We start from the raw sequence: 12,804 nt of genomic DNA on the forward strand, positions 1-12,804 counted from the left end.
ATAAAAGGTTACTCGACACCATGCATAAGGTTCCGAAGATCGCTCTGATCTCCGCCAGCCTGCTGTGGATTCCTTTGCCCGCATTCAGTGGCGGCTTTATTGAAGACAGCAGCGGCACTCTGACATTTCGTAACTACTACTTCGACCGTGATTACAAAGGAGAGAGCAACATCAAGCAGCAGCGCGAATGGGCGCAGGGTTTCACGCTGGATATCAAGTCCGGTTATACCGAGGGGCCCATAGGTTTTGGTTTGGATTTCTTAGGGCAGTGGGGGGTGAAGCTGGATTCTTCCAAGGATCGTGCAGGCACGGGCTTATTGCCGGTGGGCACTGATGGCCGTGCTGATAACAGCTATTCCGAAATGGGTCTTACGGGGAAGCTGCGTTACTCCAAAACCGAACTGCATGTGGGGACGCTAAGGCCCATGTTGCCCGTTTTGATCAGCAGCCCCGCGCGCTTGCTGTGGCAAACCTTTCAAGGCGGCTATCTGCGCTCAAAAGATATTAATGATCTGAGCTTACATGCTGGTTACCTGAACCGCGTGAATCATCGAGACTCAACGGACAACGAAAAAATCGGCGTGGCGGCTCCCAACGGGCGTTTTAACGGGGCAGCGCGCTCGGATGAATTTCTGTTTTTCGGCGGTGATTATCAGGCCAAACCCAACCTCACCCTGAGCTATTACTACGCGCGCTTGAACGAGATTTATCAGCAGCACTATCTGGGCTTACAGCACAATTTTGCTCTAGGGCCGGGTGAGTTTAAGAGTGATCTGCGTTACTTCCTCAGCGATGAAGCGGGCGAAGGGAAGGCCGGTTCAGTGGATAACCAAAGCATCATAGCCAACTTTAGTTATCAGCAAGGTACTCACAAAATCACCCTCGGCGGCCACCTTCTGAGCGGGGACACGGCCTTGCCCTACATTAGCTCTTCAGAAGCGCTTCGGATGGCAGAGTTGGCCATGAACTCTGACTTTAGCAACCCCGATGAGCACTACTGGGATGTGCGTTACGACTACGACTTTGCAGGCTGGGGAATTCCCGGTTTAACCACGGTTGCGCGCTTTATGAAGGGCACCAACATTGAGCTGGCCGAGCGCTACGGCGGTAAAGGGCTGGAAGAAACCGAGCGCAGTTTTTGGGTGAGTTATGCCGTTCAATCTGGGCCACTTAAAGGAGTTAACTTTCGTATCAAAAATGCGCGCTATCAAAACAGCTTTGCCTCCAATGCCAGCTTTAGAGACGCCAATCAGACACGGGTTGAGATTTGGTACAGCATGAAGCTGTGGTAGAAAAAAGCAAAAATAGTTAATTGACTTAACAATATTCACAGCCTAATGTAGTGTTACACCAGATAACAATGAACAAGGGTGAATGCAGATGAGTAAATACCAAGGCCGTTGGAAAACCGTTGAAGTGGAACTGGACGCAGGTATCGCTTGGGTGATGCTCAATCGTCCAGAAAAACGCAATGCCATGAGTCCCACCCTCAATCGTGAAATGCGCGATGTGCTGGAAACTCTTGAGCAAGATGCTGAGGCTCGGGTGTTGGTACTGACCGGAGCGGGCAGCGCTTGGACTGCCGGCATGGACTTAAAGGAATACTTCCGCGAGGTGGATGCCGGCCCAGAAATCCTACAAGAAAAAATCCGCCGCGAAGCCTGCGAATGGCAATGGAAACTCCTGCGCATGTACGCCAAACCCACCATTGCTATGGTGAATGGCTGGTGTTTCGGCGGCGGTTTCAGCCCGCTGGTGGCCTGTGATTTAGCCATCTGCGCCGATGAAGCGACCTTCGGCCTGTCCGAAATCAACTGGGGCATTCCCCCCGGCAACTTGGTCAGCAAGGCGATGGCGGATACCGTGGGCCACCGTCAAGCCCTGTACTACATCATGACCGGCAAAACCTTCGACGGTAAAAAAGCCGCTGAAATGGGCTTGGTGAACATGAGCGTTCCGCTGCAACAATTGCGCGAAACCGTGGCCACCCTGTGCCAAGACTTGCTGGACAAAAACCCTGTGGTATTGCGGGCGGCTAAAAATGGCTTCAAGCGCTGCCGCGAGCTGACTTGGGAGCAAAACGAAGATTACCTGTACGCCAAACTGGATCAATCGCGTCTGCTGGACGAAGAAGGCGGACGCGAAGAAGGCATGAAGCAGTTCTTGGATGAGAAAAGCATCAAGCCCGGTTTACAAGCCTATAAGCGCTGATCTGCTGCAAAAGCGGCGTTAGTGCGCCGCTTTACGCTAAGACAGTCCGATACAACAAAAACAATAAGCCAAGGAACCGCCCATGTTTGACGTGCCCTTGTTAATCGACGGCCAAGCTCGGCCTGCCCGCTCTAACCGAACCTTTGAACGCTGCAACCCGCTGACCGGCGCGCCGGTATCCCGTATCGCGGCGGCCAGTGTTGAAGATGCCGATGCAGCGGTGGCCGCCGCTCAGAAAGCCTTTCCCGCATGGTCGGCTTTAGGGCCAGCCGAGCGCCGTGCTTACCTGAATAAAGCCGCTGATATGCTGGAAGCCCGCAGCGATGAATTCATGGCGCTGGCGGTGGAAACCGGAGCGGCGGCGAATTGGTATGGCTTTAACGTGCATTTAGCTGCCGAGGTGTTGCGGGAAGCGGCGGCCATGACCACGCAGATTACTGGCTCAGTGATTCCGGCCAATATGCCGGGTAACTTTGCCATGGCCTTGAGGCAACCCTGTGGCGTGGTGTTGGGCATTGCGCCTTGGAACGCGCCGATTATTCTGGCGGCCCGTGCCATCGCCATGCCTTTAGCCTGCGGCAATACTGTGGTGCTTAAGGCCTCGGAGCAGAGTTCGGCGGTGCATCGTTTGTTAGGGCAAATTCTACAGGAAGCCGGATTAGGCGATGGCGTGGTCAATGTCATCACCAATGCGCCGGAGGATGCTCCAATCATCGTGGAGCGCTTGATCGCTAACCCTGCGGTACGGCGCGTCAACTTCACCGGCTCCACCCATGTGGGGCGCATCATTGGTGAGCTGTCGGCGCGTCACCTCAAGCCTGCGGTTTTGGAGTTGGGCGGCAAGGCTCCGGTACTGGTGTTGGAGGATGCGGATTTGGAGGCAACGGTGAAAGCCGTGGCTTTCGGTGCCTTCTTCAACCAAGGGCAGATTTGCATGTCCACCGAACGCATTTTGGTGGATGAGCGCATCGCTGAGGACTTTATCGAGCGCTTGGTGCGCAAGGTATCGACCCTATCGGTGGGCGACCCTAGCGCGGGCCAATCGGTACTTGGCTCCATGATTGACGCGGTGGCGGCCACGCGGGTGCAAGCTTTGGTGGACGATGCGGTGGCCAAAGGCGCGCGGTTACTCTGCGGCGGCCGCAGTGAGGGCAGCTTAATGCAAGCCACACTGTTGGACGGTATTACCCCAGAGATGCGTCTGTACCGCGAAGAATCCTTCGGCCCGGTGGCCGTCATCATCCGTGCTCAGGGCGACGAAGCCTTGTTAGCGCTGGCCAATGACTCCGAGTTCGGTTTGTCGGCGGCGGTGTTCAGTCAGAACATCTCCCGCGCCCTGAATCTGGCCCAGCGCATGGATTCCGGCATTTGCCACATCAACGGCCCCACGGTGCAAGACGAGCCGCAAATGCCCTTTGGCGGGGTGAAGTCTAGCGGTTACGGCAGTTTTGGGGCTAAGGCTTCCATCGAACACTTTACCCAGCTGCGTTGGGTAACGGTTCAGACCAGCCCACGCGATTACCCGATTTAGGCTTGGCTCAGAATCCAAGCTGCCTGCGCGTGGCTTGAGTCTTCCCACAACAAGAACAACGGGGCAGTCCTAATACTGACCCCAAGGGGCGGCTGTCCCTTGCGGATGGCCAGCCGCTGGAGGAATTCATATGAGTGGCGACCTTTACCTTCCCTCCTCATCGGTAGCGGAAACCATCCGTTGGCGGCCCGTGGCTATTGGTCGTCCCGGCCTGGTGGTCAAGCAACAGGATGATGTGCTCTACATGCAAGCCGAAGAGCTGTTGCAGCCCTTGCCGGAGCGGTTTTTAGATCGCTTGGTACATTGGGCCGAGCACACACCAACGCAAATTTTGGTGGCTTGCCGCGATGCTCAGGGTGCTTGGCAACGCCTGACCTACGCGCAAATGCTCAGTTGCGCCCAGATCATGGGCCAGCATTTACTCAGCTATGGCCTGAGCAACGAGCGTCCTTTGCTGATGCTGTCCGGCAATGGGCTGGATCATTTCAAGCTGGCTATTGCCTGTTTGTATGCGGGGATTCCCTATTGTCCGGTGTCGCCGGCTTACTCGACCTTATCCAAGGATTTGGCCAAGCTGCATTACATCGTCGATTTGCTCAAGCCGGGGCTGGTGTTTGCCTCCGATAGCGCTACCTATGCGCGCGCCATCGAACAATGCCTAACGCCTGAGATTCCGCTGCTGTTTTCACAGGGCCAGATGGCCGGTCGTAGCAGCCGTTTGCTTAATGAGCTGGAACAGCCTGTGGATACCCAAGCCGTGCAGCAGCGTTTTGCCCGGATTGGCCCCGATCACATCGCCAAATTCCTGTTTACCTCCGGCTCGACTAAGCATCCCAAGGCGGTTCCCACTACCCAAAGAATGCTGTGTGCCAATCAGCAAATGCTGTTACAGACCTTCCCCATTTTCAGGGAGGAGCCGCCAGTATTGGTGGATTGGCTGCCTTGGAACCACACCTTTGGCGGCAGTCATAACGTCGGCATTGCTCTGTACAACGGCGGCACCCTGTACATCGACGATGGCAAACCCACGCCGCAAGGCTTTGCCGAAACCCTGCGCAATCTGAAAGAAATTTCGCCCACTGCCTACCTAACCGTACCCAAAGGCTGGGAAGAATTAGCCGCCGCACTGGAAACCGACACAGCCTTACGCGAGCGCTTTTTTGACCGAGTGCGGGTGTTCTTTTTCGCCGGAGCGGCCCTATCCCAAGCGGTACGCGAGCGTTTGGATCGCATCGCCGAGCGCCATTGCGGGCACCGCATTCGGATGATGGCTGGCCTCGGCATGACAGAAACTGCGCCCTCCTGCACCTTTACCAATGATCCCTTAGATATTCCCGGCTACATCGGTGGGCCGGCTCCGGGCTGCCAAATCAAACTGGTTCCGGTGGATGGCAAGCTGGAAGGTCGTTTTCGCGGGCCTCATGTGATGCCGGGCTACTGGCGCAACCCCGAGCAAACCGCCGCCGCCTTTGATGAGGAGGGCTATTACTGTTCCGGTGATGCCCTAAAGCTGGTCGATCCGCAGCGGCCTGAGCTGGGACTGCTGTTTGATGGGCGCATTGCGGAAGACTTCAAACTGACGTCTGGGGTATTCATCAGTGTCGGGCCTTTGCGCACCCGTATCATTTTGGCCGGTGCGCCTTACATCCAAGAGGTGGTGATTGCCGCGCCCAATCGCCCGGAATTAGGTGCCATGATTTTCCCACGCTTCCCCGAATGCCGTGTGCTGTCGGGATTGGGAGAGCAAGCCTCCGTAGCTGAGGTGCTGGAATCTCCAGCGGTACGCACTTGGTTAGCCGCTTTGCTGGAAGACTTAAACCGAGAATCCACCGGCAGCTCAACCTATTTGGCTTGGGCCTGTCTGTTGGCGGAACCACCTAGCATTGATCGTGGCGAGGTAACGGATAAGGGCTCGATCAATCAGCGCGCGGTATTGCAGTTTCGCGCCGCCACCGTGGAAGCCCTGTATGCCGGTACTGACTCCAGCCGCTTAACGGCAACGAGGATTTCCTGATGAGCACTGAAGGCTTATTCAGTGAATACCGCTTGGTCGCTTTATTGGCGGCGGTGCGCACGCCTTGGGTGGATCTGGGGGGGGCTTTGTCTCAGGTGTCACCCACGGATTTAGGCATTGCGGTGGCGCGGGCGGTGCTGGCTCAAGCCTCGGTTGCACCTGAGGCGGTAGAGGCAGTGATTGCGGGCTCGGTGGCGCAGGCCAGTTTCGATGCGTATTTTTTGCCTCGGCATATTGGTTTGTACGCAGGGATTCCCCAAGCCGTACCCGCTTTGGGAGTGCAGCGGATTTGCGGAACGGGCTTTGAAGTCTTGGCCCAAGCCGGGAGTTTGATTGAGCATCAAGGCCTTGGGGCGGTGTTGAGCGTGGCCAGCGAATCCATGTCGCGCAATCCGATCGCGGCTTATACCCACCGCAATGGCTTTCGGGTGGGTGCGCCGGTCGAGTTTAAAGACGTGCTCTGGGAGGCCCTGTTCGACCCCGCCGTGGGCATCGACATGATCCAAACCGCAGAGCGCATCGCCCAAGAGTTTGCCCTGAGCCGCATTGAGGTAGACAGCTTTGCTGCCCGCAGTTTTGCGCGGGCTCAGGCGGCGCAGATTGTCGGTTGGTTTCAAAAGGAAATTCTGCCGCTCACCAGCCAAACCTTTGCCGTCGAAGGCTATCAGCCCCGGCATTTGCGGTTGCCGCGTGGTGTGGAGCAACTGAGTACCGATACCCACATCCGCGATTCCTCATTGGCGGCGTTACAACGACTCAATCCCGTGCATGCTGGTGGCGTGCAAACTGCTGGCAACAGTTGTGCGCTGGTGGATGGGGCGGCGGCGGTTTTGTTGGGTTCAACCGCTATTGGCGGTACACCGCCGCTGGCTTGGTTGCGGGCCTCGGCGGTGTGTGGTGTAGCGCCGGAAACTATGGGTTTAGGGCCGGTGGCAGCCATCCGTTTGCTGTTGCAGCGCACGGGCTTGCACCTGTCGGACATTGGGCGCTTTGAAATTAACGAAGCACAGGGCGCGCAGGTGTTGGCCGTGCAACGCCTGCTGGAAATCGACGACCAGTGCCTGAACGTGCATGGCGGGGCCATTGCTCTGGGGCATCCCCTTGCCGCTACGGGGCTGCGTTTAACCCTGACCTTGGCTCGCCAACTTCGGGCCGCTCATCTGCGCTATGGCATTGCCTCAGCCTGTATTGGCGGAGGCCAAGGCATGGCGGTTCTGATCGAAAACCCCGATTACTCAGGTTAAGCCATCATCCTGAATGGAGATTGAACCATGTGGCAGTATCAGGCACCACTGCGCGATATGCGCTTTGTGATCGAAGAATGGTTAGCCGCGCCGAACGATTGGCAAAACACCGCCTCTTTTGCGGGGCTGGATGGAGAGCTGGCTGCGCAGATTTTGGAAGAGGCCGGACGTTTTAGCGCCGGAGTGTTAGCGCCCCTTAATGCTTCTGGCGATCAGGAGGGCTGCCAGTACGCCCAAGGCAAGGTGAAAACCCCGACCGGCTTTCCTGAGGCGTATAAAGCCTTTGTCGAGGGCGGTTGGGCTTCCTTAGCTTGCGCCGAGGCGGATGGTGGCCAAGGCTTACCCCAACTGCTCAACGCAGCCTTGATGGAAATGCTGTTTGCTGCCAACCACGCTTGGGCCATGTACCCCGGCATTGCCCACGGCGCCTATGAATGCCTGAAGGCCCACGGCTCTGATGCACTCAAGGCGCTGTACCTACCTGCCATTGTGTCGGGGGAAATTTTGCCCACCATGTGCCTGACCGAGCCCCAAGCCGGCAGCGATGTGGGCCTACTGCGTACCCGGGCTGAACCCAGCGCCGCAGGGCAGTATCGGGTGACGGGTAATAAGGTCTTTGTCTCCGGCGGGGAACAGGATCTTACCGACAACATTCTGCATCTGGTTTTGGCCCGCTTGCCGGATGCACCTGCCGGCAGTCGCGGTATTTCCTTATTTTTGGTGCCCAAAATATTGCCTGATGGCCGCCGCAACTCCATTAGCTGCGACGGCATCGAGCACAAAATGGGTATTCGTGGCAGTGCCACCTGCACCCTGAGTTTTGAGGGCGCTGAAGGCTGGTTGTTGGGGGAGCCCCATCGTGGCTTGGCCGCTATGTTCGTGATGATGAACTCCGCCCGCTTGCACGTGGGGCTGCAAGGCTTAGGGCATGCAGAAGCTGCTTGGCAAAATGCCTCAGCCTACGCTGCTGAACGCCAGCAGATGCGCGCCGTTTCCCGCCCCGAAGGTAAGCCTGAGGCCAAAGTCGATCCCATTCACTACCACCCAGCCATGCGCCGAACCCTGTTGGAGCTGAGAACCCTCACTGAAGGTATGCGGGCGTTAGGCTATTGGACGGCTCACGGGTTGGACTTGGCCGAGTACGCCGACACCCCAGAGCAACGCCAGCAAGCCCATCGCTGGACTGCGTTGCTGACACCGGTGATTAAAGCCTACTTCACGGAGCAAGGATTTCGGCTGGCCAGCTCGGCGTTACAGGTGTTTGGCGGCTACGGCTATGTGCGTGAGTACGCCATTGAGCAAACCCTGCGCGACAGCCGCATCGCTATGATTTACGAAGGCACCAATGAGATTCAGGCCAACGACCTGCTGTTGCGTAAAGTCATCGGCGATGCTGGTCAGGGGTTGCAGGATCTATTACAGCGGATGCAACAGGAAATAGAACAGTCGGAATCCATTCCCAGTTGCCAGACTTACGCCCGTGCTTTAGCGGACTACGGCGACAAAACCTCGGCCATCACCACGACCTTGATTCAAGCAGCCAGCACCGATCCAGAGCGCCCTTACCGAGCGGCGGGGGATTACTTGCGGCTAATTGGCTTATTGAGTTTGGGCTTTGTCTGGCTGCGCAGTGCGCGTTTGGCCGCAGGGCGCGAGGCCGATCCTTTTTACGCCGCTAAACAAGAGTCGGCGGCCTTCTACTTCAACTACCTGTTACCGGAAGCCAATCATCGGTTGGCTTTGTTGGGCGCAACGCGGCACGGCCTGCCGTTCCTAGCGGAATAACTGAGAAAATAACAATGAAAATCATGGTAGCGGTTAAGCGCGTGGTGGATTACAACATCAAAGTGCGCGTTCGAGCGGATCAAAGCGACGTGGATTTGAGCAACGCCAAAATGGCCCTCAATCCCTTTTGTGAAATTGCCTTGGAAGAAGCCATCCGCCTTAAGGAAAAAGGGCAAGCCAGCGAAGTCATCGCCGTATCGGTCGGGCCGAGCCAAGCCCAAGAACAACTCCGTACCGCTTTGGCGATGGGTGCAGATCGAGCCATTTTGCTGGAAACGGAGGCGGCCCTCAGCTCCCTCAACGTGGCTAAATTGTTGAAGGCCTTGGTCGATCGTGAGCAACCCCAACTAATCATCACCGGCAAGCAAGCCATCGACACCGACAACAACCAAACCGGCCAAATGCTGGCGGCTTTAGCCGGATACGCCCAAGGCACCTTTGCCTCTAGCCTTGAGTTACAGGGTGAGGAAGTGTTGGTGATGCGCGAAGTAGACGGTGGCTCACAGCAAGTCGCCTTGCAGCTCCCCGCCATTGTGACGGCGGATTTGCGCTTGAATGAGCCGCGCTACGCCTCCTTACCCAACATCATGAAGGCCAAGAAAAAGCCCTTAGAGGTGCTGCAACCTGAAGCTTTGGGCGTTGCTTTGACCTCCAACCTTCGAGTTCTGCGGGTCGAAGCGCCCACCGAGCGCCCGCCCGGAATTCGAGTGGATTCGGTGGCGGCGCTGGTGGATAAACTCAAGCACGAAGCACGGGTGATTTGATATGACGATTTTAGTGATTGCAGAACACAATAATCGTGAGCTGGCCAGCGCGACCCTAAACACCCTCACGGCAGCGCAGAAGATTGGGAGCGATATTCATGTGCTGGTGGCCGGTCATGAATGCCAAGGGGTTGCCGCAGCGGTGGCGAAGATTTCTGGGGTCTCGCAGGTTCTGTTGTCGGAGAGTCCCAGCTACGCACAAACCCTAGCCGAGCATCTGGCTTCTTTGGTGGCGCGTTTGGGGCCTGATTACAGCCACATACTGGCCCCGGCGACCACTACTGGGAAAAACTATCTGCCTCGCGTGGCGGCGTTGTTGGATGTGGAACAGCTTTCGGAAGTGGTTGAAATCCTAGCCGCCGATACCTTTAAACGGCCCATTTACGCCGGTAATGCGCTGGCGACAGTACAAACTTGTGCGCCAATTAAGGTGCTAAGTATTCGGCCCACTGCCTTTGCCCCCGCAGCCTATGGAGATCACAGCGCTCCGATTCAAAATCTAGCACCGGAAGCGACACCCGCCTTGTCACGGGTGGTCGCCGAAACGCAAAGCTCATCCGATCGTCCAGATTTGGGCAGTGCTCGCATTGTGATTTCTGGCGGTCGGGGTTTGCAGAACTCTGACAGCTTCCAATTGCTGTACCAACTGGCGGATAAGTTGGGTGCAGCGGTAGGAGCTTCCCGCGCGGCGGTGGATGCGGGCTATGTCTCCAACGATTTGCAGGTGGGACAAACTGGAAAAATCGTTGCGCCGGATCTGTACATTGCGGTGGGTATTTCCGGAGCCATTCAGCATGTGGCTGGCATGAAAGATTCGAAGATTATCGTCGCTATTAATAAGGACGAGGAAGCGCCGATCTTTCAGGTGGCAGACTATGGATTGGTGGGGGATTTATTCGAACTGCTGCCCGAATTAGAGCGAGCGCTCTAGGCTCGTAAAAAAGCTGCCTTACCCACCTAGAGTAAGGCAGAAAGCTAGGGGAAGCCTGCCGAAGCATTCTTCCCTACGAGGCATCTGTGTATTAGACCGGCTCAAGCAGCATGGTGGCTGCGGCCGTATTGGAAATCGGGATATGCAGGTTGGAATGCACCACCCTCACTGGGCCGGGAATGGTGCCGCGCGCTACCAGCCAATTCAGCAGTTCCACGCCTTCGTTGCCGGTTTGCTCTACCAGATCAAGGTCAGAGAACTGGGTAGCCCACTGTGGATCAGTGACCATACTGTCCATGAACTGGAGGTCGAATTCTTTGTTGATGAATCCGGCGCGCTCGCCTTCCAGTTGGTGCGACAGGCCACCCGTGCCGATCACCAGAATTTTGGTGTCTTCTGGGAAGTTAGCAATGGCGCGGCCAATGGCTTCGCCCAGCTTGTAGCAGCGGCGAGCGGAAGGCAGCGGGAAAATCACTGTATTCACGCACACGGGCACCACTTTAACCGGCCATTTCTGATCCGGCCACAGCAAGGCCATAGGGATGGTGAAGGCGTGGTCGACGGACATTTCTTGGCAGGTAACCATGTCAAAGTCATCACGCACTAGGCTGTCGCGTACGTGCCAAGACAGGTCTTCCGCGCCGGGGAACTCGGGCATGGTGGGAATGCCCCAGCCTTCGTCTTCGCTGGTGTAAGTCGCTGCCGTACCGATGGCGAAGGTCGGTTGCTTATCGAGGAAGAAGTTCAGGCCGTGGTCGTTATAGCAAGCCAGCACTACATCGGGCTTCACTTTTTCCAGCCATTCACGAATGGGAGGAAAACCATCAAAAAAGGGTTTCCAGTACGGATCTTGCTGCAGACCAAGATGGATCGCTTTACCAATCAGAGGTACGTGCGAAGTGGTCATGATGCCTACGACTTTTGCCATGATTATTTCCCCGATGCGACCAATTTGGCTTTGAATTCTTCTTTTGTCATGCCGGTTTGCAGAGCGCCGATGTCTTGCATATCAAGACCCAGTACGCCGCTGGCCAGCTTGCCCAGGAAATAAACGCCACCCCCCACACGGATTAAGGACAGCACATCACGCTCTAAAATGGCTGTAGTCTGGCTCTGATCGAGGCCGAATTTTTCGCAGTAAGAGCGCTCGTCACGCAGAAAGTCGTCACGGTTGGCTTTGCTGTTGAAGGAGTAGCACATTTTGTTCAACAGGTAGCCACGGCGGGCTGCTTCGCTATCGAAAATGGGCGCACCCGGAATGGTTCGCTTAGGAGGACGAGGTATCATGTGGCGCTTCCTCAAAGTAGTGAGAATTATTGTTCTGTAAGGAGCCTTAGTCCGTACTGAGCGAGGATTCTCCCCCTCTGAAATAACAAGATAAACGGGGCATTTGTAATACAAAGCATGAGTAATTTCGATTATTTGGACATTGACGGACGCTTATTGCGCATACTGGTTGCTGTGTATGAGGAGGGTTCAATTACTCGGGCCGCCCAACGCTTGGGCATCACCCAATCCGGCGTGAGTCACCTGCTGGAAAAACTGCGCGGTATTGTGGGTGATCCGCTGTTTGTTAAATCTGGGCGCTCGGTAGTAGCTACAGCGCGCGCCTGTGTGCTGGTGGTTGAGGCGCGCCGGTTGCTGGATGAGTTACACGATTTTGGCAGCAAAGCGGAGTTTTCCCCGGCCAGCCTTGAGCAAACCTTGACCATCGCCGCCAACGATTTACAGCGCGACCTGTTGCTTCCGGCGTTATTTGCCTTATTGAAACAGGAGGCTCCCGGCCTGTGTTTTCGGGTGATTCCGTCCAATATTCCCAGCACCGAACTGTTACGCGCCGATCGCTGCCAACTGGCGATTTCCCCCCGTCCACCGGAGGGTACGGACATTTTGCAGCGTCGATTATTTGATGACCGCTACGTGGTGTTTTTTGACACTGAAGTACGTTCCGCTCCCGATGATCTGGCTGATTATCTGGCCGCCGAGCACGTCACCGTAGTTTATGAGCCGCAACGCAGCCTCGATATTGATGATTACCTGAAAAATAAAGGCATTATTCGTCACTTTGGGGTGTGCGTAGCGGGATTTGCAGGTATTCGCTCCTTTTTAAAAGGTTCCCAGTATTTGGCCACTCTGCCACAGCGTCTGGGGGCTAATCAGTTAGCAGGATTTGGTCAGGCTGAAGTGTTGTTTGATTGTCCAGCCATGCCCATGTATGCGATATGGCACAAGCGTTATCAACATGATCCTATGATGCGCTGGCTATTAAATAAACTGTACCAAGTTGCCACTCATATTTAGACTTAGAGCCAATTAAACACAGT

11 protein-coding genes are annotated in these 12,804 nt (G+C 56.1%); 9 read left to right on the plus strand and 2 right to left on the minus strand.

What is annotated here, in order from left to right:
* Positions 1-20 precede the first annotated feature (20 nt).
* The 8 genes from LX59_RS06845 (at position 21) to LX59_RS06880 (ending at position 10,480) form a co-directional block, all read left to right on the plus strand.
* Complete coding sequence (locus LX59_RS06845) at positions 21-1,292, plus strand: OprD family porin (RefSeq protein WP_144571106.1); 1,272 nt, start codon at positions 21-23, stop codon at positions 1,290-1,292.
* 88 nt (positions 1,293-1,380) lie between these two features.
* Entirely contained in the window at positions 1,381-2,211 is an 831-nt protein-coding gene (locus tag LX59_RS06850) for a p-hydroxycinnamoyl CoA hydratase/lyase (RefSeq protein WP_144571107.1), read from the plus strand.
* 82 nt (positions 2,212-2,293) lie between these two features.
* A complete protein-coding gene (locus LX59_RS06855; RefSeq protein ID WP_144571108.1) occupies positions 2,294-3,742 on the plus strand; it encodes an aldehyde dehydrogenase in 1,449 nt (482 codons plus the stop codon).
* Positions 3,743-3,872: 130 nt separating this feature from the next.
* Complete coding sequence (locus LX59_RS06860; RefSeq protein ID WP_144571109.1) at positions 3,873-5,756, plus strand: feruloyl-CoA synthase; 1,884 nt, start codon at positions 3,873-3,875, stop codon at positions 5,754-5,756.
* Positions 5,756-7,000 carry a thiolase family protein gene (locus LX59_RS06865; protein WP_144571110.1) on the plus strand — a complete coding sequence of 415 codons (1,245 nt, stop codon included), beginning with the start codon at positions 5,756-5,758 and terminating at the stop codon, positions 6,998-7,000. The genes LX59_RS06860 and LX59_RS06865 overlap by 1 nt, the downstream gene beginning before the upstream one ends.
* Before the next feature lie 27 nt (positions 7,001-7,027).
* Complete coding sequence (locus LX59_RS06870; protein ID WP_144571111.1) at positions 7,028-8,785, plus strand: acyl-CoA dehydrogenase family protein; 1,758 nt, start codon at positions 7,028-7,030, stop codon at positions 8,783-8,785.
* A 14-nt stretch (positions 8,786-8,799) separates the two neighbouring features.
* On the plus strand, positions 8,800-9,549 hold the full coding sequence (locus LX59_RS06875; RefSeq protein WP_144571112.1) for an electron transfer flavoprotein subunit beta/FixA family protein: 750 nt from the start codon (positions 8,800-8,802) through the stop codon (positions 9,547-9,549).
* A 1-nt stretch (position 9,550) separates the two neighbouring features.
* Entirely contained in the window at positions 9,551-10,480 is a 930-nt protein-coding gene (locus tag LX59_RS06880) for an electron transfer flavoprotein subunit alpha/FixB family protein (RefSeq protein ID WP_144571113.1), read from the plus strand.
* A gap of 91 nt (positions 10,481-10,571) precedes the next feature.
* Here the strand turns inward: LX59_RS06880 and LX59_RS06885 are convergent, their stop codons facing one another.
* Entirely contained in the window at positions 10,572-11,408 is an 837-nt protein-coding gene (locus LX59_RS06885) for a class III extradiol dioxygenase family protein (protein WP_144571114.1), read from the minus strand.
* Positions 11,409-11,410: 2 nt separating this feature from the next.
* Positions 11,411-11,767: a protocatechuate 4,5-dioxygenase subunit alpha gene (locus tag LX59_RS06890; protein ID WP_144571115.1), complete on the minus strand. Its 357-nt coding sequence runs from the start codon at positions 11,765-11,767 to the stop codon at positions 11,411-11,413.
* Between the two features lie 117 nt (positions 11,768-11,884).
* On the opposite strand from LX59_RS06890, the gene LX59_RS06895 reads away from it, so the two are divergent.
* Positions 11,885-12,781, plus strand: coding sequence for a LysR family transcriptional regulator (locus LX59_RS06895; RefSeq protein ID WP_144571116.1), 897 nt, complete (start codon positions 11,885-11,887; stop codon positions 12,779-12,781).
* The last annotated feature ends 23 nt before the right edge of the window (positions 12,782-12,804 follow it).

Origin of the sequence: Azomonas agilis (assembly GCF_007830255.1) — a bacterium.
Classification (GTDB): domain Bacteria; phylum Pseudomonadota; class Gammaproteobacteria; order Pseudomonadales; family Pseudomonadaceae; genus Azomonas; species Azomonas agilis.